A 21,027-nucleotide genomic window follows, 5' to 3' on the forward strand; every position below is an offset into this window, starting at 1 on the left:
GTCTTATAGAGGTTCCGTGCTGTAAGAAACGGCATTCTTTCGCTATGGTCAAGGAATGGCGTCCACCTTCGAACTCACGACCCTGGGTCATCGCATCCGGCACCATCGCCTCGCGCGGGGCTACACCCTCGACGAGCTCGGCGCCCTGGTCGGAGTGGCCGGCAGCCAGCTGAGCCTCATCGAGAACGGCAAGCGCGAACCCAAGCTCTCGCTGCTGCAGGAGATCGCCCGCGCGACCGAGACCGAGGTCACCGAGCTCCTCTCGCGCGAACCCCCGAACCGGCGGGCGGCGCTCGAGATCGAGCTCGAGAAGGCGCAGACCTCTCCGTTCTTCCGTCAGCTCGGCATCCCACCGGTCAAGGTCACCAAGGGCACGAGCGACGACACGATCGAGGCCGTGCTGGGCCTGCACCGCGAACTGCAGCGCCGCGAACGCGCCACCATCGCGAGCCCCGAAGAAGCCCGCCGCGCCAACACCGAGCTGCGACTGCGCATGCGCGAGATCGCCAACCACCTGCCAGAGATCGAGCGCCTCGCCGAGAAGCAGCTCAAGGCCGCCGGACACTCGACCGGCGCCCTCACGCACCGCACGGTGAGCATCATGGCCGAGCAGCTCGGCTTCGAGTTGATCTACGTCAGCGACCTGCCGCACTCGGCCCGCTCGGTCACCGACCTCGAGAACGGACGCATCTACTTGCCGCCGGCATCGATCCCGGGCGGTCACGGCCTGCGCTCCATGGCCCTGCAGGCGATGGCGCACCGCCTGCTCGGACACCGCCCGCCCACCGACTACGCCGACTTCCTGCAGCAGCGCCTCGAGATCAACTACTTCGCCGCGAGCTGCCTCATGCCCGAGACGAGCTCGGTCGCCTTCCTCGCACAGGCGAAGAAAGACCGCAACCTCGCCGTCGAGGACTTCCGCGACGCCTTCGGGGTGACCCACGAGGCCGCCGCGATGCGCATGACCAATCTGATGACGACGCACCTCGGCATCCATCTGCACTTCTTGCGCGTCGACGGCGATGGCGCGATCTCGCGCGTGTACGAGAACGACGGACTGCCGTTGCCCACCGACGTCACGGGATCCGTCGAGGGCCAGGTCGTGTGCAAGAAGTTCTCGGCGCGCGCTGCGTTCGACGAGCACAACCGCACCACCGAGCACTACCAGTACACCGACACCCCGGCCGGCACCTTCTGGTGCTCGACCCAGACGGGCACCACCAGCGACGGCGACTTCTCGATCACCGTGGGCGTGCCGTTCGACGACGCGCGGTGGTTCCGCGGACGCGAAACTTCGACGCGTGGCGTGTCGCACTGCCCCGACGAGTCGTGCTGCCGGCGCCCCGACACCGAGGCGGCCGAGCGCTGGTCGGGCAAGGCGTGGCCGAGTGCGCGGGTGCACCGGCACATGTTCTCGCCCCTCCCCCGTGGCATGTTCCCCGGCGTCGACGACGCCGAGGTGTTCGCGTTCCTCGACCGGCACGCGAACGGCTGAGTGCGGCTCACGCCGTGAGCAGGTAAAACGACGGATGCCACGACCCCGGGCCCTCGCGGGGCGCCGGGGTCGTGGCATCCGGTGTCTTCTTCTGCCGGATCAGGCGTAGGGGTTGGCCGTCAGCGTGTACTTGGTCTGCAGATACTCGTGGATGCCCTCGTCGCCGCCCTCGCGGCCGAGGCCCGACTGCTTCCACCCGCCGAAGGGGGCCGCGGCGTTTGAGACGACGCCGACGTTGAGGCCCATCATTCCGGTCTCGAGCTTGTCGATCATGCGCTGACCGCGCGCGAGCGACTCGGTGAAGACGTACGAGACGAGGCCGTACTCGGTGTCGTTGGCGAGGCGCACGGCGTCGTCTTCGTCGTCGAAGGGGATGATCGCGAGCACGGGTCCGAAGATCTCCTCGCGGAGGATGTCGCTGCCCGGCTGCACGTCGGAGACGACCGTGGGCTCGAAGAACGTGCCGGGGCCGTCAATGGGCGAGCCGCCGACGGTGACGGTCGCGCCGCGCTCGACGGCGTCACCGACGAGCGTCTTGGCCTTGTCGACGGCGCGGTCGTCGATGAGGGGTCCGATCTGCACGCCCTCATCGGTGCCGCGGCCGATCTTCATGCCCTGCACGCGCTCGGTGACGCGCCGGGTGAACTCCGCGACGACGCTGCGCTGCACGATGAAGCGGTTGGCCGCGGTGCAGGCCTGACCGATGTTGCGGAACTTCGCGAGCATCGCCCCTTCGACGGCCTTGTCGAGGTCGGCGTCGTCGAACACGACGAACGGCGCGTTGCCGCCGAGCTCCATCGAGGTGCGCAGCACGCCGGGCGCGGCCTGCTGCAGCAGCTTCACGCCGACCGGGGTCGAGCCCGTGAACGAGAGCTTGCGCAGGCGCGGGTCGGAGATGATGCGCTCCGAGACCGGGCCGGTGTTGGTGGTGGTCACGACGTTGACGACACCGGCGGGGAGACCGGCGTCCTGCAGGATCTGCGCGAAGAACAACGTCGTGAGCGGCGTCAGGGTCGCGGGCTTGATGACGACCGTGCAGCCTGCGGCGAGCGCGGGCGCGATCTTGCGGGTGGCCATCGCGAGGGGGAAGTTCCACGGGGTGATGAGGTAGCACGGGCCCACGGGGTGCTGCGAGACGATCATGCGACCGGTGCCCTCGGGGTTTGCGCCGTAGCGGCCCTGGGTGTGCGCGGTGACCTCGCTGAACCAGCGGAGGAACTCTCCGCCGTAGCCGACCTCTCCGCGCGCCTCGGCGAGGGGCTTGCCCATCTCGAGGGTCATGAGCAGCGCGATGTCTTCCTTGCGCTCCTGCAGAAGGTCGAACGCGCGGCGGAGGATCTCGGCGCGCTCGCGCGAGGGGGTCGCCGCCCACGACGGGAACGCGTCGGCCGCGGCATCCATCGCCGCGATGCCGTCGTCGACGGTCGCGTCGGCGATCTGGTGGATGACCTCACCGGTGGACGGGTCGTTGACGTCGACGGTCTTGCCGCCCGTGGCGGCGCGCCACTCCCCGTTGATCAGCAGGCCGGTGGGAACGGATGCCAGCAGCTCGCTCTCGCGCGAATCGGTCATGAATCCTCCTGGATCGATGCGGGGGTGTCCCGCCCATTCTCGTCAGCACACGAGGGTGCGCCGATATACGTTGCGTACAAACGGAGTGGCGTGCTCGCCTCCGTGGCCAACCCTCCCCGGCGCACGTCGCCGCCCGCGTCAGCGTGCGACCGCCTCCGCCGGCTGCGCCATCACTCCGGCGAAGAAGCGCTCGAGGCCGGCCGGGTCGGTCAGCGGCAGCACCTGGGCGACGTACTGATCGGGACGCACCACGACCACGGCTCCCTCGGCGGCGATCCCGCGCTCCGCGAAGATGGCGGCGCTCGTCCAGGCCGAGGGCGCGGCGGCGAAGACCTTCTCCCAGTCGGTCAGGCCGAGCGGCCCCGAGCGCGGGCGGAAGAGATCCGGCACGTCGACCACGTCTTCCCAGCGACCGGGGAACACCGCCTTCACGTCGAACACCGCGTCGAGGTCGGCCCCCGCGGGGGTGAGACGCTCGACGATCTCGCGCGCCGCCGTCGCCCACTCCCGCAGCGCCGAGCCCTCGGCATCCGCGAAGGCATACACGCGCCAACGTCCGTCGGCCCGGGCATGGTGACCGAGGTGCACGGCGTTGCCGTCGCACACCCGCACGACCTCGACGCTTTTGAAACGCTTGCCGACGGGGAATCCGGATGCCAGTTCCTGAGCGGGCGCGTCTGCGGTGACCGCCGAGGGGCCGTAGTGCGTCATGAAGCCCGAGGGGAACTCGGCCGTGGCCAGGTAGTAGGTCGACAGCTCCGCGGGGTCGGTGATCTCGCCGGGCTTGCGCGCCATGAGCGACGACCACTCGCGGTCGAAGTCGATCAGCTGCTGGGCGACGGGGCGCCGCTCGTCGTCATAGGTGCGCAGGAGGTCGGCGGAGGCCAGGCCGGTGAGCACGTGCCCGAGCTTCCAGCCGAGGTTGAAGCCGTCCTGCATCGAGACGTTCATGCCCTGCCCGGCCTTGGCGCTGTGGGTGTGGCAGGCGTCGCCGGTGAGGAAGACCCGCGGGCTGTCGAGGTCGTCGACGAACTGGTCGGTCACCCGGTGCCCCACCTCGTACACGCTGTGCCAGGCGACCTGCTTCACGTCGATCGAGTACGGGTGCAGGATCTCGTTCGCCCGACGGATCACCTCGTCGATCGGGGTCTGCCGCACGCGGTGGTCGTCGTCGGCCGCAACCTCGCCGAGGTCGATGTACATGCGGCTGAGGTAACCGCCCTCGCGAGGGATGTGCAGGATGTTGCCCGCCGCCGCGTTGATCGCGCACTTGATGCGCCAGTCGGGGAAGTCGGTCTCGACGAGCACGTCCATCACACCCCACGCGTGCCGGGCCGCGGCGCCGACGTGGGTGCGGCCGATCGCCTGGCGCACGCCGCTGCGGGCACCGTCGCATCCGGCGACGTACTTCGCCTGGATCGTGCGCTCGCCCTCGGCGGTGCGCACGCGCACCTCGACGTGGTCGTCGCGCACCTCGAGGCCGAGGAACTCGACGCCGTAGTCGGGGCGGATGCGCGCGGGGCCGTCTGCGGCGGCCTCGGCGAAGTAGTCGAGCACGCGCGCCTGGTTGACGATGAGGTGCGGGAACTCGCTGATCTTGAAGCCGTAGTCCTCGGTGCGGGTGGTGCGCACGATCTCATCGGGATTCTCGGGGTTCGGAGCCCAGAAGTTCATCCAGCCGATGTTGTAGGCCTCGGCGGTGATGCGGTCGGCGAACCCGAACGCCTGGAAGGTTTCGACGCTGCGGGGCTGGATGCCGTCGGCCTGACCCAGCGGCAGGCGCCCCTCGCGCTTCTCGATGAGGCGCGTCGTCAGCTGGGGGAACTGCGACATCTGCGCGGCCAGCAGCATGCCGGCGGGACCGGACCCCACGATGAGCACGTCGACCTCGTCGGGCAGGCGCTCGGGCCGGTCGAGGCCGGTGCCCGCGGCGTTCTGCACGCGCGGATCGCCCGAGACGTAGCCGTGGTGGTGGAACTGCATCGTTTCTCCTGACGTCGATGTCGAGGTTGCCCCGCGAGACGGCGTGTTCTATATTCGAACGCACCGTTCCGCTATCGAACGAGAGGTTAGCCGAGCCATGACGTCACGGCAAGACTCCGCCCCCGCCTCGCAGACGTTGAGTCGCGGCATCCGCCTCCTCGAAGTGCTCGCCGACGCCCGCACACCCCTCACGATCGACGAGCTCGCGGGGCGCGTCGACCTGCACCGCTCGGTCGCCTATCGCCTGCTGCGCACGCTCGAAGACCACGGCCTCGTCACCCGCGACGCCGCGGGGGCCGTGCGCCTCGGCACGGGCCTGGCCGCCCTGGCTGCCGGGGTCGCCGCCGACCTGCAGGCCGAGGCCCTGCCCGAACTCACCGCGGCCGCCAACGACCTCGGCATGACGTGCTTCCTCGTCGTGCTCGACCACGACGAATGCGTGACCCTTGCGAGCGTCGAACCCCGGCACACGGTGACCGCGGTGGCGCAGCGGCCCGGGTCGCGGCATCCGATCACCCGAGGCGCTCCCGGTCGCGCGATCCTCGCGCAGCTCCCCCCGCGTCGGTGGCCCGACGAGGTCGACGCCCGGCTGGCGTCGGAGGTGGCGGATGCCGCGGAGCGCGGCTGGGCGCGCAGTCACGACGAGGTGATCCCGACGCTCCGCGCGGTGGCGGTCCCCCTCGCGGTGCAGGGCCGCGAGCCCGCGGCGGTGGCCGCCGTGCACGTGTCGACCGACCTCGACGACGCCGCGATCGCCGCGCGGCTCGAGGCCGCGGCATCCGCGATCCGGGGGGCGCTGTAGGTCGGTCGCGCGACGCGCTGTCCCCCGCGCTGCGCCCCGGCCCTCCGCGACCCGAAATCCGCCGAGACTGCATCTCGCTGACGAGTGGCCTGCAGCCTGACACCCACTTGTCAGCGAGGTGCAGTCTCGCCGCCAGACGGGCCACGCACGCGCTGACATCGGCCGTGCACGCGCAGACAACCCCGCCCGAGCCCGGGCGACGAGGGTGGACGATGGAGGAGACACACATGCACGAACACGCTCACCCCACCGTCGACCAGGCGATGGAGAACCCCGACCTCGAGCCCGCGACGGGGGCCGGGCCGGCGACGCATCCCCTCGACCCCCTGAGCGCGGAGGAGATCGAGCGCACGCGCGACATCCTGGTCGCGGCGGGCCTGCTCGGCGAAACCGTGCGGGTGCCCATGCTGCTGCCCGCCGAACCCGAGAAGACGGCCGTGGCCGCGTGGCATCCGGGAGACCCCCTCGACCGTCGCGCCGACGTCACGCTGCTCGACACCGCGACCGGAGAGGTGACCGAGGCGATCGTCGCGATCACCTCTGGCGAGGTGGTGAGCAGCCGTCGGTACGCCTCCGACACCGCCCCCTACGGTCAGCCGCAGTACCTGTTCGAGGAGTACGAGCGCGCCGCCGAACTGGTCAAGGCCTCGCCCGAGTGGCGGGCCGCGATGGAGCGTCGCGGGCTCGCCGACCGCATCGACTTGGCGTTCTGCACCCCGCTCGCCCCGGGGTTCGTCGGGCGTGAGAACGAGGTCGGGCGCCGCGTCATCCGCTCGCTCACCTTCCTCCGCGACAGCGAGGACGACATCGCGTGGGCGCACCCCGTCGAGGGCCTGATCGTGCACATCGACCTCACCGCGAACCGGGTGATCGGCATCGAGGACGAGGGCGACGTGCCCGCACCCTCCGGCAGCGGCCGGTACGACCCCGCGGCCACCGGACCCCCGCGCACGACGCTGAAGCCGATCGAGATCACCCAGCCCGAGGGGCCGAGCTTCGCGGTCACCGGCTCGCACGTGCAGTGGGAGAACTGGTCGCTGCGCGTCGACTTCAATGCCCGCGAGGGACTCGTGCTGCACGACGTGCGCTTCGACGACCGCCCCGTGCTCTCGCGGGCGAGCGTGCCCGAGATGGTCGTGCCCTACGGCGACACCAGCAACACCCGATTCTGGATCAGCTATTTCGACGCCGGCGAGTACCTGCTCGGCAAGAACGCCAACCACCTCGAGCTCGGGTGCGACTGCCTCGGCGTCATCCACTACTTCGACGGCCACGTCGCCGACGATCACGGTCACGCGATGCGCATCCCCAACGCCGTCTGCATGCACGAAGAGGACTACGGCGTGCTGTGGAAGCACACCGAGCCCGGCCCGGTCGGCTCGCACGTGCGTCGTTCGCGACGCCTGGTGGTGTCGTACTTCGCCACGATCGGCAACTACGACTACGGCTTCTTCTGGTACTTCTACCTCGACGGGTCGATCCAGGTCGAGGCCAAGGCCACCGGCATCGTGTTCGTCGGCGGCGGCGAGCCCGGATCGATCAACCGGCACGCCCCCGAGATCGCGCCCGGCGTGTTCGCGCCCGTGCACCAGCACCTCTTCTCGGCGCGGCTCGACATGGCCATCGACGGCGACGAGAATCGCCTGTTCGAGGTGGACGCCGTGCGCATCCCGATGGGCGACGACAATCCGTTCGGCAACGCCTTCACCTGGTCGCACACGCCGCTGCGCACCGAGAAGGAGGCGCAGCGCGAGGCCGACACCTCGGTCGCCCGCGTGTGGGAGGTGCAGTCGACCACCCGCACCAACTACATCGGCAAGCCCACCGCGTACCACCTCATCCCCGAGCCGACGGCTCTGCTGATGGCGGATCCGGCCTCGACGGTCGCCGCGCGCGCGGCCTTCGCGACCAAGCACCTGTGGGGCACCGCCTACGACCCCGACGAACGCTGGCCCGCCGGTCGCTACCCCAACGCTCACGCGGGCGGCGCGGGGCTTCCGGCCTACACCGCCGACGATCGCTCGATCGACGGCGCCGACCTCGTGGTCTGGCACACGTTCGGCCTGACCCACGTGCCGCGGCCCGAGGACTGGCCGATCATGCCCGTCGACTACGCCGGATTCTGGCTCAAGCCCTACGGCTTCCTCGACCGCAACCCGGCGCTGGATCTGCCCGAGTCGTCGCAGGCGCACGCGGCCGGCGGCGAGGGATGCTGCGGGGGCGGGGCGGCCTGCAGCTGCGGGCACTGACGGGTGCCGCAGAACCTCGGCGGTCTGCACAGCCTCAGTTCCTAGATCACGGATGCCGCGGAGGATGCGCGAATCACTGAGGTTGCGCCTGCGGGTGCCGGGGCGCCGCAGAACTTCGGCGATCCGCGCAACCTCAGCCCGGAGACCCCGGATGCCGCGGAGGATGCGCGAATCACTGAGGTTGCGCCTGCGGGCGCCGGGGCGCCGCAGAACTTCGGCGATCCGCGCAACCTCAGCCCGGAGACCCCGGATGCCGCGGAGGATTCGCGAATCGCTGAGGTTGCTCGACAGCGTGGACCGGCCGCCCCCGACCCGCCGGATAGGGTGAGCCGGTCGAGCCGATGCTCCACGGCATCCGGACACGAGGAAAGAGGACGCGCGTGCCCCGACTGGTCGACCACGAGGCCCGCCGACACGAGATCGTGCTGGCGACCTGGCGCCTGATCGCCGAACGCGGCATCGAGGCCACGACCATGCGCGAGCTCGCGCGCGAACTGGGCCTGGCCAACGGCAGCGTCACGCACTACTTCCCCGACAAGAGCGCGATCCTCACGGCGGCGTTCGCTCACGTGTTCGCCGCGACCAACGCGCGCGTGGCGGCGCATCGCACCGCGTCAGGGGCGACGGGACTCGCGGCGCTGCGGGCCTTCCTGCTCGAGGCCGCGCCCATCGACGAGGAGCGCGCTCTCGAGGCGCGCATCGTGATCGCCTTCCTCGAGTACGCCGCCGCCGACCCCGCGCTGGCGACGATGTTCCGCGATCTCATGCGCGAGTGGCAGCAGGCGTTCGCCGAGATGGTCGCCGAGGCGCAGGCCCAGGGCGAGGTGCGCGACGGTCTCGACGTGCAGGCCGTGAGCGATGCGATCCTGCACGCGGTGAACGGGATGCAGGCCAACGGCATCCTGCTGCCCGAGACGGCGCGCGAGAAGCGCATGCGAGCGACGGTCGACGCCCTCGTCGACATGCTCCGCTGAGAAAGCACTCGCGGCAGCCGATACAGAGAGGTAATATTCGGGAAACTTTGGCTCTACAAGCGTCGGATAAAAATGATGCGGGAGCCGAAAGCCAAGGGAAACGAGGAGGTCTCCCATGTCGATCGTCACGACCCGACCCGGATCGGGTGTCACCGCCATCCACGCCGCCGACCTGGCCGCCTTCCGCGCCGCCGTCGACGACAGCTTCGTGCCGCTGCACGTCACCGCCGCCGACCCCGATCACTTCCGCGGGAGCATCCGCGCGGCCTCGGCCGACGGCATCCACGTCTCGACCGTCACCGCCTCGGCGCACGTGGTCGAGCGCACGCCCGACCTCATCGCCCGTGCCGACGGCCCGGCCGTGAAGATGAGCCTCATGCTCGCGGGCTCGGGCCTTCTGATCCAGGACGGCCGCGAAGCGCTGCTGCGCCCGGGCGACTTCGCCGTGTACGACACCTCGCGGCCCTACACGCTGTGCTTCAGCGGCGACTTCCGCACGATCGTCACGATGTTCGCCCCCAGCGCGCTGCCGCTGCCCTCGTCGGCCCTCGCGCAGCTGACCGCCGTGCGCGTCGCCGGCGACGGCGGGCTCGGCGGGGTCGTCGCGCCGTTCCTCGCCCAGCTGGGCACGCACCTCGACCAGGTCGCGAGCCCCTCCGGGTCGCGCCTCGTGCACACCGCCCTCGACCTGCTGACCACCGTCTACGCGCGCGAGCTCGGCAGCGACGTCGATGCGACCGACCCGCACGCGGCCCTGCGCCGCCGCGTCGAGGAGTACATCGACTCCCACCTCGACTCGGCCGATCTCGCCCCCGGTGCGATCGCCGCGGCGCACTACATCTCGACGCGACACCTGCACACGCTGTTCCAGGGCCGCGACACGACGGTGGCCGCGCTCATCCGCTCGCGCCGACTCGAACGCTGCCGCCGCGACCTGACCGACCCGCTGCTCGCGGATCAGTCGGTGTCGGCGATCGGTGCGCGGTGGGGGTTCCCGGATGCCGCGCACTTCAGCCGCACGTTCAAGACGGCGTTCGGTTTCTCACCGAGCGAGTGCCGCGCGGGGCGCTGACGCGGGGCTGCACCCCATGTCCCCCCTCTGACGGACCGTGTCCCACAAATGGTCGGCGGGGAGCCCTCCGACCAGCAAGAAGTGGGACATGGTTCGGCTCGACGGGGCGCTCGCGCTTCACGAATGTCCCACTTTGCGCGGACCATGTCCCAGAAATGGCCGGTTGCGAGGCCGCCGAGCAGCCGAAAGTGGGACATACCCCGACCTGGGCAGACCCGATCTCACATCCCCGCGTGGTCGAACGCGATCGTGGGGACGTCGACGATGTGCGCCCCGCCGTCGGCGACGATCGTCGCGCCGGTGATGTACGACGACTCGCGCGAGGCGAGGAAGCGCACGACCGCGGCGATCTCGTCGGGCTGCGCGGGGCGGGCGAGCGGCACGTCGCGCGTCACGGTCGCGTAGGCCTCGTCGCGGTCGGACAGGCCGGCGGCGGCGGCGAAGGCGTCCATCTCGTCGTCGGCCATGGGGGTCGCCACCCACCCGGGGCACACGGTGTTCACACGCACACCCTGGCGCCCGTAGTCGCGGGCGAGCGAGCGGGTGAGGCCGATCAGCGCGTGCTTGCCGACGGTATAGCCGGCGACCGAGGGGCCCGCGGCGAGCCCCGCGATCGACGACATCACGACCACGCGGCCCCGCGCGGCGATGAGGGCGGGGAGCGCCGCGCGCACGATGACGAACGCCGTGGTGACGTTGGCGCGCAGCGCGTTCTCCCACGCGGCGTCGTCGGTGTCGGCGACGGTGGCGAAGCCGTGCCCTCCGGCGTTGGCGACCACGACGTCGAGCCGGCCGCGCTCCTCGAGCACGCGGGCGACGAGGGCGGCGGCGTCGGCCGAGTCCGCGGCATCCGCGGCGATCGCCGTCCCGCCGATCTCGGCCGCGACCCGCTCGAGGGGCTCCGCACGGCGGCCCGTCACGACGACGTGCGAGCCCTCGCGGGCGAACCGCCGCGCGACGGCTTCGCCGATGCCCGTGCCTCCGCCGGTGACGAGCACCACGTGACCGTTCAGGTCGGCATCCATCCGTTCCTCCTTCCACCCGGGCTCGCGCCGGGCGTCTCTCGCGCTCACGCCGGAAAGCCGGATCGAGCGCTCACACCGAAATCCGACACCCACGTCGCCGCCGACACCGGTCGCAGCCGCGGCGAGGCCAGCAGCACGATCTGATCCGCGACCTCGGCCGCCGTCTGCACGGGGTAACCCGCGCCGCCGAACCCGTCGGGCAGCTCGAGATCGCCGCGGCTCATCGGGGTGTCGACGATCGAGGGGCACACCGCATTGACGCGGATGCCGTACGGGGCGAGCTCCACGGACGCCGCCCGCGCGAGCTGCAGCAGGGCGGCCTTCGACGCGCCGTACGGCACCATGCCGGGCGTGGCCACGAGGGCCGAATCGCTCGCGACGACGACGACCGAGGCGGCGTCCGACGCGCGCAACCACGGCAGAGCGGCGCGGAGCGCGAGGAAGGCGCCCGTGACATTGACGGCGAACACGCGCTCCCAGTCGGCGAGCGACGTCTGTTCGAGCGGGGTGCCGACCGGACCCGAGACGCCCGCGGCCAGCACGAGCACGTCGAGCCCGCCCAGCGCCCGCGCGCACTCGTCGACGGCCGAGGCCGCGGCATCCGCGTCGGTGAGATCGGCGACGGATGCCGTGGCGGCGACCTCCCGCACGCGCGGGTCGCGATCGATGGCGGCGATGTGCGCGCCCTCCCCCACGAGCGCCTGCGCCGCCGCGCGGCCGATGCCGCCCGCCGCACCCGTGACGAGTGCGCGGCGCGAGGTCAGTCGAAGCTCCATGCGCTCATCCTGAGCGCGCGCCCGGGGCACGGCATCCGTCCCTGCGCGCACGCAACAGTCCCCCTCACCGGCGGTCAAGTCGGGCGTTCACGAGCGGAGCAAGATCGCTGCAACGGGCCGACGCGCCCGCTCGCACCCGAACCCCCGAAGGACTGCCATGACCGACTCGACCTCCGCCGGCTCCTCGACCGCGTTGCAGCGCGGCGCGCTGGGCGTCGCCGGCATCGTCTTCCTCGTGTTGGCCGCCGTGGCGCCGCTGACCGGCATCGTCGTGGTCGCCTCGCTCGCGATCGCGCTCGGCAACGGCGGCGGCACCCCCGCGTCGTTCCTCATCATCGCGGTGATCCTGCTGCTGTTCGCGGTCGGCTACGCGCAGATGTCGAAGCAGCTGGTCAACGCCGGCGGGTTCTACGCCTTCGTCGTGAAGGGGCTCGGGCGCACCGGCGGACTCATCGCGGGGCTCATCGCGACCCTCGGCTACAACTTCTTCGTCGTCGGCACGATCGGCACGAGCGGCTTCTTCATGCAGTCGATCATCGCGGGGCTCACCGGCTTCGACATGCACTGGTACCTCTGGGGCCTGCTGTCGATCATCGTGTGCTTCGCGATGGCCCGCACCGGCGTCGACTTCTCGTCGAAGGTGCTCGGGGTCGCCCTCGTGCTCGAGGTGCTCATGCTCGTCGTCTTCGACGTATCGGTGCTGGTGCAGACCGGATACGACCTCGGGGCGTTCTCGCCCGAGGCGGTGTTCTCGGGCTCGCTGCCGATCGGTCTGCTGCTGGCGGCGACCGGGTTCCTCGGGTTCGAGGCGACCGCCCTCTTCGGCGAAGAGGCGCGCAACCCGCTGAAGACCATCCCCCGCGCGACCTACACGGCGATCATCGCGATCGGCGTGATCCTCGGCGTGACCACCTGGGCCGTCGTCAGCGCGACGGGTGTCGCCCAGGCACAGGGCACCGCGCAGGAGCACCTCGCCACCGGCGATCTCATCTTCAGCCTCGCCGCGACCTACCTCGGCCCGCAGCTGACCGTCGTGATGGAGGTCCTGCTGCTGGTGAGCCTGTTCGCCGCGATGCTCGCCTTCCACAACTCCGCGACCCGCTACCTCTACGCCCTCGGCCGCGCCCGCGTGCTGCCCTTCGCGCTCGCCCGCACCCGCGCCTCGGGTGCCCCGCAGATCGCCGGCATCGTGCAGGCCGGGTTCGCCGCGATCGTGGCGGGACTGTTCGCCCTCGCCGGCCTCGACCCGATCCTCAACCTCGTGCCCGCGATGCTCGGCTTCGGCACGCTCGCCGTCATCGTGCTGCAGGCCCTGGCCGCGCTGTCGATCGTGGTGTTCTTCCGCCGCCGCGGCGACCGCCGCTGGTGGAGCACGCTGATCGCCCCCGGCATCGGTTTCGTCGCCCTGGCCGTGATCGTCGTGCTCGCCGTGGCGAACTTCGACGTCGTCGCCGGTTCCAGCGAGCCCGCGATCCGCGCGATGCCCCTGCTGCTGCTCGCGGCCGTCATCGGCGGCATCGGCTACGGCGTGTTCCTGCGCCAGCGCAAGCCCGCCGTCTACGCCGCGCTCAGCGACGACCTCGAGGCCTTCAACATCGTCCCGGCCGAGAAGGGCAAAGACCCCGTGCCGGGACTCTGATTCCGGATGCCGCGACCTCGCGCCCGCGCCGGGTCTCGGCATCCGCCCGCCTTGCCCCTGCCCCCAGAGAAAGAGATCGCATGACGACCGACACCCTGAACTTGTCCGACACCCGCACCTGGCTCCCGCTCGACGGGCTCGCGCCCGGCTTCGACGCCGCCAAGGCCGATCTGAGCGCCGACCTCGCCGGTCGCACCTTCACCACCGTCGACGAGGCGGGCGCGCGGACCGTGTACCGGTTCGAGGCGGATGCCGTGTCGTGGGAGCGCGACGCCGAGACCGGCCGCGACGACGTGGAGGTCATCGCGGTCGACGAGGAGCTCTACTACGCCCAGTTCGCGCCCGCGGCCCATCCCGACGAGGCGGTGACGCTCATCCTGGATCTGCGCAGCGGCCATGCCCTGACCGTGCGGAGCCTGCTCGGCACCGCCGCTCCCGGGCGCACCGCCGTGCAGATGAGCTTCTCCCCCGCGCACCTCGCCGAGCTCGAGGTGCGCGGAGACGCCCCCGCCCCCACCGACGAGCTGATCGGCCGTCGCGTGCTGTGGGTCTACTCGGGCGTCCACGCCTACGAGCACGTGTACCTCTCGCCGCACTGGTACTCGTGGCACTGCCTCGCCGGCCCCGAGCAGGGCCTCGCCGACACCGACGAGAACACCGTGTGGCGCGTGCGTCCCGGCATCTACGTGTTCACCTGGCGCGAGAAGGTCATCCCCTGCGGCTCGGTCACGATCGCCGACCACCGCGACCAGAAGGCGCTGCGCGCCCACGGCGTGCTGTTCGGCACCGACGAGTCGGGCTCCGGAGCCACGCACTTCACCTTCGGAGCGCACGGTCGACTGCTGTCGAACACGTTGCACCCCGCCGAGTACGACCCCGCGCGTCCGCTGGAGCGCTGAGCGGTCGCTTCGGGCGAGAGCCGCGTTCCCTGCGGGGGCGCGGCTCTTCGCGTGTCAGGCATGGCCGCACGGCGCCACCTCAGGGCGTAGCCTCCGCTGAGCGATCACCGATGGTCGACAGCTGAGACATGCTCCTCTCGCGTGAACTCATAGCCACCTCGTGTCCGTTCGCCTCGCCTTCGCAAACAGAAGCGCCTCCGCGGCACGCGGATCCGCGAGCAATTCGTCGACATGCTCGCATCGGTTGAGGTAACCGGCAAGACGCGGCTGAAGGTGACCTGTGAGGCGCCTCAGATCCGTGAGCGCGTCCAGCGGTGCTTGTCGTCGGAACTTTCGATCGGGGTCGCGTTCACCGTTCTGGTGGATGCCGAAGACGATCGGCTCGTGGTGCGCCACCCGGTTGCGCAGGCGACGAACCCTGCGTGTGAGCGCGGCCGCGTCGGCCCGCGTGGTGCTCAAGCCGTCGAAGATCTTCACCAGAGCCGCGTCCCACAGCGCCACCTCGTAATCTGCGGTCCCGCTCAAAGCGCCGTGGCTGCCGTCGGACGTGCCTCCCGCTTCAAGAAGATCGCTCCATGCGCCGAAGCTGACCTGTGCAACCACCCGGTCGGGTGTCTTCGATCCGGGCGAGATCTTCGACTCAGCTTCCCGAAACTGACGACGCGTCCGATCGTCGAGAACGACTCGCTTCCCGTTGAACCACCACGGGCCGTAGGTTCCCGCGATAACGCGATTGCAGGCCTCCCGTAGCGCTACCTCGGCGAAGTGGACCAGTTCGAGAAACGCCCCCCGAAGCTCCGCGTCGAGGATGTAGAGCCGGGCCGCGTCGAGGACAGAGCCGCTTGTCGCGCTTTGGTAAGTCTGGAACCGTGGTCTTGCCAGCGCATCCTTGAGGGCCATCGCGTCGGCTGTATTTCGGATTTGCTCCAGCACGCCGTCGAGACTAGCGTTGGCAACGAATTCCCTACGCGGGTTTGAACGCCACTTCTCTCAGAACTCCGATTCTGAAGCGGTGGCGTTCGTTCTTCTTCACACGTTCGCTCACCTTCTTCTTCCCCCGAGCGGGCCAGCGTACGCACTCCTCAGCGCAACGACGCTCAGGCCGCGAGCGCCACCAGCCTCTGCGCCCGCGCCGTCGCCAACCGCACCCGCAAGACATGGGTGAGGGCACTGAGTCCGATCGCGGCGACCAGGGCGAGGCCGCTCGCGACCGCCTGCCAGAAGGTCGTGACGCCGAGCAGCACGAGCGAGTTGTTCAGCGCTCCGTAGAAGAGCACGCCCACCACGACACCGAAGATCGTGCCCTCTCCGCCGGTGAGGGCCACCCCTCCCAGCAGCACCGCGGTGAGTACGACGAGTTCGAAACCAGCGCCGATCTGCCCGGCCGGGGCGCTGTTCAGGCGCGCCACGACGATGGTGCCGGCGAAGCCCGACATCGCCCCCGACAGCACGAACAGCGAGAACGGCAGGCGGCGCACCGGGACGCCCGACAAATAGGCCGCCTGACGGTTCACGCCCACCGCGTAGACGTGGCGTCCGGTCGGGGTGAGCGCGAGGAAGACCCCGGCCACCACGAGCAGCAGCACGGCGATCCACACCGAGATCGGCACGCCGGCGACGGTGCCGACGCCCAGCAGGCCGAACTGCGCGCCGAAGTTGTTCTTCGGCGTCGGGCTGATCAGCTGCGCGACGCCGCGGACCGCGGTGAGGGTGCCGAGCGTGGTGATGAACGAGTTGAGCCCCAAGATGGTGACGACCACAGCGTTGACGAGTCCGACCACCGCCCCCGCCAGGACCGCGAGCACGATCGCGACGGCGGGTTGGCCTGATCCCTTGTCCATGACGAGGGATGCCACGACTCCACCCAGCGCGAGGCTCGACCCGACCGACAGGTCGATGTAGCCCGCGATCAAGAGCATCGCCACGGGGATGGCCACGATCGCGATCACCGCACTGTCCTGCAGGATGCCGCGGATGTTCTGCCACCCGAAGAAGGAGTCGGTGGCCAGCTGCACGCCGACGACCATGATGATCAGCACGACGAGCAGCGGCGTGCGCACGATGCCCTCGACGGCGGCGCGGAGGAAGCGGTTCTCGGTCACGGGCGGGTTCCTTCGGGGAGAGCGGCGGGGGCGACGGGGGCGGTGTGCACGGCCGAGAGCAGGCCGTCGGCCGTGGTCTCGGCGACGTCGAGCTCGTCGACCACGGCGCCGCGCGAGAAGATCAGGCAGCGGTGCGCGAGGTCGACGACCTCTTCGGGTTCGTTGGTGGCGACGATCACGCCCAGCCCCTTCTCGGCGGCGAGGGTCTTGATCGCGTCGTAGATGTCTTTGCGGGCGCCGACGTCGACGCCCTGGGTCGGGTCGTCGAGCAGGATCACGCGCGTGCGGGCGGCGTCGTTGACCCAGCGGCCGAGCAGGATCTTCTGCTGGTTGCCGCCGCTGAAGCGACCCGCGGGCAGGTCGGCCGCGCGCGGCCGCAGGGCGAGCCCGTCGGCGATGCGGTCGAACACGCCGCGCTCGGCGCGCAGCGAGCGCAGACCCCACGAGCCCAGGCGGCGCATCGCGTCGATCACGGTGTTGTCCTGCGCGGAGAGGGCGGCGAACAGTCCCTCGCGCGCGCGATCGGCGGGCACGAGCGCGATCCCCGCGCGCAGGCCCTGCGCCGGCGACCGGGTCTCGCGGGCGACGCCGTCGATCGCGAGGGTTCCACCCGTGCGCGGGATGCGGCCGAACACCGTGCTGAGAAAGCGTGTGCGCCCCGAGCCGACGAGTCCGTAACAGGCCACGATCTCGCCCGGGGCGACGGCGAGGTCGACGGGGCTGAGGCCGGGGGCGGTGAGTCCGCGCACCTCGAGCACCGGTGTCTCGCCCTGGCGCGGCGGGGCGGGTCGGTCGTTCGTCGCGCCGTGACCGTCGCTGATCGCGGCGACGAGAGCCTCGCGGGTGATCCCGGCACCCTCGGCCGACCAGACGGCCCGTCCGTTGCGCATGACGGTCGCCGCGTCGGCGAGCGCGAGCACCTCGCCGAGCAGATGGGTCACGTAGAGGATCGCGATGCCCCGGCCCGCGAGGTCGCGCACGAGCGCCCCGAGCCGCGTCGCCTCGGCGCGCGAGAGGGCGGCGGTGGGCTCATCGAACACGATGAGCTTTGCGTCGCGGCGCACGACCTTGGCAATCTCGACGAGCTGCCGCTGCCCGATGGGCAGCGTCGCGACGCGCACGTCGGGGTCGATGGCCCCGGCGCCCACGGCGTCGAGCGCCTCGCGGACGAGGCGGCGTTGCTCACCGCGGCGGATGACCCCGGCGGCGGTGAGCTCCTGGCCGATGAAGAGGTTCTCAGCGACCGTCATGTTCTCGAGAAGGCTGAGGTGCTGGTAGATCACGGCGACGCCGGCCGCGATCGAGGTGCGCGGGGTGAGCCCGTCATGCGTGGTGCCGTCGATCTCGATCGTTCCCGCTGTGGGGGCCACTCCCCCGCCGAGGCAGGCGATGAGCGTGGACTTGCCCGCGCCGTTGTGACCGAGCAGCGCGTGGATGCGCCCGCCGGGGATGTCGAGGGTGACGTCGTCGAGCGCCAGGGTCGCGCCGTACCGCTTCGTCAGACCGTGCACGGTGACCGTCATGTCTTCTCCGTTCTCATCGAGTGGGGGCGGGGACGGAGCGGGTCGCCCGCCCCCGCCGAGCAGTCAGCCGCCCAGTTCGGTGATGTAGCTCGAGAGGTTCGGGTCGTCGGCCGTGACCACCGTCACGGGCAGGTCGACGCTCGCGTCGGTCTTGCCCTCGCCGAGCGCGATCGGGATGTCGATGACGTTGTCGACGAGGTCCTTCAGCGAGAAGTAGGTCGCGGCGCGGAAGAAGCCGCCTTCCTTCATCTTCTGCAGCAGGAACAGGTTCGGGTCGAGCCCGCCGACGTAGGTCTTCGTGTCGGTCTCGGGTCGGCCCGAGGCGACAAGAGCCTGGTACGCACCCTGCGCGGCGTCGCCGACGGCCGAGACGACGACGTTCGCGTCGGGGTGCTGCGCGAGCAGCGTCGTGGTGACCGACAGGCCGTCATCGGGCGTGACCGCCTGCTGCTCACCGACGATCTGCAGGTCGGGGCCGGCCGCCTTGAGACCGTCGAGCAGGCCCTGCGTGCGCTCCTGCCCGATCTGCCGCTCGGTCTCGCTGAGCACGATGACCTTCGCGTTCGGGCCGACGTTCTTCAGCGCCCACTCGGCGGCGTCCTTTCCAAGGTCGACGCCCGACTGGTAGAAGCTGAACTGCAGCGTCGCGTCCTGATTGGTCATGTCGCCGCCGTACGTCACCCAGTACTTGCCGCCGTCGCGGTACTGCTGGGCGACCGATTCGAGGCTCGCCGGGTCGACGGGGAACGAGACGACCGCGTCGACGTCGCTGGTGAGGTTCGAGGTGAGCTGGCTGACCTGCTTCTGCAGGTCCATCTCGTCGTTGGTGAAGGTGACCTCGACGCCCTTCTCGGCCGCACGCGCCTCGACGATGTTGACGATCGCGCCGTAGACGGGGAGGGCGGTGAAGGGGTAGTCGAACAGGATCTTCTTGACCGGACCGCGCTCGGCCGGGGCCGCGCTCGACCCCGATCCGGCGTCATCGGCGGCGGTGGTGCTGCAGGCGGAGAGGGCGAGACCGGCGATGACGACCGAGGCCATCGCGGTCAGGCGGAGGCGACGCTTCATGGTGCTGCTCCTTACGGGTGGAACGGGCGGGTGTGGGGTGCGGGTGGTGCGAGGGGTTGCCGAGGGCCGCCCCCGGGGATCGGAGGGCGGAAGGAACGGTGCGGCGGTCAGGCGGTGAAGACCCGACGACCGGCGAACCACGTCTCGACCGCGCGCGTGTGCACGACGCGCTCGATCTCGACGGCGAAGGGATCCTGGTCGAGCACGACGAAGTCGGCGGATTTGCCGACGCTGAGCGAACCGGTCACCTCGCCGAGTCCCATCGCGGTGGCGGCGTTGACGGTGAAGACCTCGAACGCCTCGTCGAGGGTGAGCGCCTGCTCGGGCCAGAGCGTGCCGGGCGCGCGGCCGAGCGGGTCGGCGCGGGTGACCAGACCCTGGATCCCCTCCCACGGGTTGGGCGAGACGCTGACCGGCCAGTCCGAGCCGCCGGCGACCAGCACGCCCCGGTCGACGAGGTCGCGGTTGGGCTGCAGGTGCGCGGCCTCGGGCTGCGGACGCACCTGCGCGATGGCATCCGGAATCACCCCGGGGAACCACAGGAAGGGCGAGATGTCGGCCGAGACGTCGAGCTCGACGAAACGCTGCCGGTCGTCGGAGTGCACGAACTGGCCGTGGGCGATCTGGTACCGCGTGGAGGTGTCGCCGCCGGAGCGGACGACGGCGATCGCGTCGAGGGCGACGCGAACCGCGGCGTCTCCCGTGCAGTGGATCTTCGCGCCCAGGCCCTGTGCCGCGGTGCGGACGAGCCAGTCGGTGAGGTGCGCGGGGTCCATGGTGGTGACACCGCAGTGCGTGTGCCCGTGGTCGGGGCTCGGCAGGTAGGGGGTGAGGAACGCGCCCGTGTACGTCGGGGGCACGCCGTCGAGGGCGACCTTGACGAAGTCGGGCCGGTGGTGGGTGGTGCGGAACTCCTCGCGCCGCGCGACGAGCTCGTCCCCCACCGGGGTGTTCGCGAAGAGGAACTCGCTCGACAGCAGCGACGACACCACCCAGGCGTGCAGGTCGCCGTCGTCGTCGAGGTCGCGCAGGGCCCCCATGATCTCGACGGTGGCCGCGGCATCCTGGAATGCGGTGATGCCGAAGGAGTGCAGGATCTCGATCGCCCGGGCGCTGGCCCGACGGTAGCGTTCGGGGGTCCGCGCGAGGTCGCGGTCGAGGGCTTCGGTGACGGCGAGGGTCGCCGCCTCCATGAGCAGGCCCGTGGGCTCCCCCGTCTCGGCGTCGCGCACGATGCGTCCCTGCGCGGGATCGGGGGTGTCGGAGCGGATGCCGGCGGCCTCGAGCGCCGCGGAGTTCGCGAAGCGGTTGTGGTGGCTGTCGTCGGTGAGCACGACCGGACGCCCGCCCGCGGCCTCGTCGAACCGGGCGCGGGTCGAGACCGTCGAGAACTCGTCGAGCAGGACGCTGCCGAAGGCCTCGCCCACAACCCACTCGCCGGGGCCGAGATCGGCGGCGTAGGCGCGCACCGCCTCGAGCACCTCGTCGAGGCCCGCGGTGGGCGGGAACGCGAGCTGGAAGAGCTCGGCCTCGCCCGCCATGAGGTGGTGGTTGTGCACGTCGACCAGTCCGGGAACGACCGCCGCCCCGCCGAGGTCGCGCACTTCGGTGTCGGGGCCGGCCGTGGTGAGCACCTCGTCGTCGCCGCCGACGGCGATCAGGCGGCCGTCCGCGATGGCGAGCGCGGTGGCGTGCGGGCGCGAGCGGTCGGCCGTGCGCACGACGGCGCCGTGCAGGATGAGGTCGGCGACGGTCATGGGGCTCCCGGGTGTTCGGCGGCGTCTGGGCGACGACGGTGAGGGTGGAACGGGTCCGGCGGGCGGATGCCGCGATGCCGGGGTGGAGCGG

16 protein-coding genes are annotated in these 21,027 nt (G+C 70.9%); 7 read left to right on the forward strand and 9 right to left on the reverse strand.

What is annotated here, in order from left to right:
- Positions 1–55 precede the first annotated feature (55 nt).
- Positions 56–1,495: a helix-turn-helix domain-containing protein gene (locus RWH43_RS01890; protein ID WP_316000514.1), complete on the forward strand. Its 1,440-nt coding sequence runs from the start codon at positions 56–58 to the stop codon at positions 1,493–1,495.
- Between the two features lie 99 nt (positions 1,496–1,594).
- Here RWH43_RS01890 and RWH43_RS01895 read toward each other — a convergent pair whose 3' ends face one another.
- Entirely contained in the window at positions 1,595–3,067 is a 1,473-nt protein-coding gene (locus tag RWH43_RS01895) for an NAD-dependent succinate-semialdehyde dehydrogenase (RefSeq protein WP_316000515.1), read from the reverse strand.
- Positions 3,068–3,205: 138 nt separating this feature from the next.
- Positions 3,206–5,050, reverse strand: a complete 1,845-nt coding sequence (locus tag RWH43_RS01900; RefSeq protein ID WP_316000516.1) for an FAD-dependent monooxygenase — start codon at positions 5,048–5,050, stop codon at positions 3,206–3,208.
- A gap of 97 nt (positions 5,051–5,147) precedes the next feature.
- Between RWH43_RS01900 and RWH43_RS01905 the strand changes: the two genes are divergently transcribed.
- The 4 genes from RWH43_RS01905 to RWH43_RS01920 all read left to right on the forward strand — a co-directional run bounded on the left by RWH43_RS01905 (position 5,148) and on the right by RWH43_RS01920 (position 10,147).
- Positions 5,148–5,852 (forward strand): IclR family transcriptional regulator, encoded by a 705-nt coding sequence (locus RWH43_RS01905; protein WP_316000517.1) that lies wholly within the window; start codon positions 5,148–5,150, stop codon positions 5,850–5,852.
- Between the two features lie 227 nt (positions 5,853–6,079).
- On the forward strand, positions 6,080–8,101 hold the full coding sequence (locus RWH43_RS01910) for a primary-amine oxidase (RefSeq protein WP_316000518.1): 2,022 nt from the start codon (positions 6,080–6,082) through the stop codon (positions 8,099–8,101).
- A 380-nt stretch (positions 8,102–8,481) separates the two neighbouring features.
- A complete protein-coding gene (locus RWH43_RS01915; RefSeq protein WP_316000519.1) occupies positions 8,482–9,075 on the forward strand; it encodes a TetR/AcrR family transcriptional regulator in 594 nt (197 codons plus the stop codon).
- Positions 9,076–9,190: 115 nt separating this feature from the next.
- Positions 9,191–10,147: an AraC-like ligand-binding domain-containing protein gene (locus RWH43_RS01920; RefSeq protein WP_316000520.1), complete on the forward strand. Its 957-nt coding sequence runs from the start codon at positions 9,191–9,193 to the stop codon at positions 10,145–10,147.
- A 221-nt stretch (positions 10,148–10,368) separates the two neighbouring features.
- On the opposite strand, the gene RWH43_RS01925 is transcribed toward RWH43_RS01920, so the two are convergent.
- Positions 10,369–11,172 carry an SDR family NAD(P)-dependent oxidoreductase gene (locus RWH43_RS01925; protein ID WP_316000521.1) on the reverse strand — a complete coding sequence of 268 codons (804 nt, stop codon included), beginning with the start codon at positions 11,170–11,172 and terminating at the stop codon, positions 10,369–10,371.
- A gap of 44 nt (positions 11,173–11,216) precedes the next feature.
- Entirely contained in the window at positions 11,217–11,948 is a 732-nt protein-coding gene (locus tag RWH43_RS01930; protein WP_316000522.1) for an SDR family NAD(P)-dependent oxidoreductase, read from the reverse strand.
- Between the two features lie 157 nt (positions 11,949–12,105).
- Here RWH43_RS01930 and RWH43_RS01935 point away from each other — a divergent pair, with 157 nt between their 5' ends.
- Positions 12,106–13,587, forward strand: coding sequence for an APC family permease (locus RWH43_RS01935; RefSeq protein ID WP_316000523.1), 1,482 nt, complete (start codon positions 12,106–12,108; stop codon positions 13,585–13,587).
- An 80-nt stretch (positions 13,588–13,667) separates the two neighbouring features.
- Positions 13,668–14,486 (forward strand): MoaF C-terminal domain-containing protein, encoded by an 819-nt coding sequence (locus tag RWH43_RS01940; RefSeq protein ID WP_316000524.1) that lies wholly within the window; start codon positions 13,668–13,670, stop codon positions 14,484–14,486.
- 147 nt (positions 14,487–14,633) lie between these two features.
- Here the strand turns inward: RWH43_RS01940 and RWH43_RS01945 are convergent, their stop codons facing one another.
- The 5 genes from RWH43_RS01945 to RWH43_RS01965 all read right to left on the reverse strand — a co-directional run bounded on the left by RWH43_RS01945 (position 14,634) and on the right by RWH43_RS01965 (position 20,936).
- Positions 14,634–15,419, reverse strand: coding sequence for a hypothetical protein (locus RWH43_RS01945; protein WP_316000525.1), 786 nt, complete (start codon positions 15,417–15,419; stop codon positions 14,634–14,636).
- Positions 15,420–15,583: 164 nt separating this feature from the next.
- Positions 15,584–16,588: an ABC transporter permease gene (locus RWH43_RS01950; RefSeq protein WP_316000526.1), complete on the reverse strand. Its 1,005-nt coding sequence runs from the start codon at positions 16,586–16,588 to the stop codon at positions 15,584–15,586.
- Positions 16,585–18,111 carry a sugar ABC transporter ATP-binding protein gene (locus RWH43_RS01955; RefSeq protein ID WP_316000527.1) on the reverse strand — a complete coding sequence of 509 codons (1,527 nt, stop codon included), beginning with the start codon at positions 18,109–18,111 and terminating at the stop codon, positions 16,585–16,587. The genes RWH43_RS01950 and RWH43_RS01955 overlap by 4 nt, the downstream gene beginning before the upstream one ends.
- A 63-nt stretch (positions 18,112–18,174) precedes the next feature.
- Complete coding sequence (locus tag RWH43_RS01960) at positions 18,175–19,179, reverse strand: sugar ABC transporter substrate-binding protein (protein WP_316000528.1); 1,005 nt, start codon at positions 19,177–19,179, stop codon at positions 18,175–18,177.
- Positions 19,180–19,286: 107 nt separating this feature from the next.
- Positions 19,287–20,936, reverse strand: a complete 1,650-nt coding sequence (locus RWH43_RS01965; RefSeq protein WP_316000529.1) for an amidohydrolase — start codon at positions 20,934–20,936, stop codon at positions 19,287–19,289.
- Between the last annotated feature and the right edge of the window lie 91 nt (positions 20,937–21,027).

The organism is Microbacterium algihabitans (assembly GCF_032464975.1).
Lineage (GTDB): Bacteria > Actinomycetota > Actinomycetes > Actinomycetales > Microbacteriaceae > Microbacterium > Microbacterium algihabitans.

Coding starts and splice junctions, on each gene's coding strand:
- RWH43_RS01890 (WP_316000514.1), top strand. CDS start 56: ATGGCGTCCACCTTCGAACTCACGACCCTGGGTCATCGCATCCGGCAC.
- RWH43_RS01895 (WP_316000515.1), bottom strand. CDS start 3,067: ATGACCGATTCGCGCGAGAGCGAGCTGCTGGCATCCGTTCCCACCGGC.
- RWH43_RS01900 (WP_316000516.1), bottom strand. CDS start 5,050: ATGCAGTTCCACCACCACGGCTACGTCTCGGGCGATCCGCGCGTGCAG.
- RWH43_RS01905 (WP_316000517.1), top strand. CDS start 5,148: ATGACGTCACGGCAAGACTCCGCCCCCGCCTCGCAGACGTTGAGTCGC.
- RWH43_RS01910 (WP_316000518.1), top strand. CDS start 6,080: ATGCACGAACACGCTCACCCCACCGTCGACCAGGCGATGGAGAACCCC.
- RWH43_RS01920 (WP_316000520.1), top strand. CDS start 9,191: ATGTCGATCGTCACGACCCGACCCGGATCGGGTGTCACCGCCATCCAC.
- RWH43_RS01925 (WP_316000521.1), bottom strand. CDS start 11,172: ATGGATGCCGACCTGAACGGTCACGTGGTGCTCGTCACCGGCGGAGGC.
- RWH43_RS01930 (WP_316000522.1), bottom strand. CDS start 11,948: ATGGAGCTTCGACTGACCTCGCGCCGCGCACTCGTCACGGGTGCGGCG.
- RWH43_RS01935 (WP_316000523.1), top strand. CDS start 12,106: ATGACCGACTCGACCTCCGCCGGCTCCTCGACCGCGTTGCAGCGCGGC.
- RWH43_RS01940 (WP_316000524.1), top strand. CDS start 13,668: ATGACGACCGACACCCTGAACTTGTCCGACACCCGCACCTGGCTCCCG.
- RWH43_RS01955 (WP_316000527.1), bottom strand. CDS start 18,111: ATGACGGTCACCGTGCACGGTCTGACGAAGCGGTACGGCGCGACCCTG.
- RWH43_RS01960 (WP_316000528.1), bottom strand. CDS start 19,179: ATGAAGCGTCGCCTCCGCCTGACCGCGATGGCCTCGGTCGTCATCGCC.
- RWH43_RS01965 (WP_316000529.1), bottom strand. CDS start 20,936: ATGACCGTCGCCGACCTCATCCTGCACGGCGCCGTCGTGCGCACGGCC.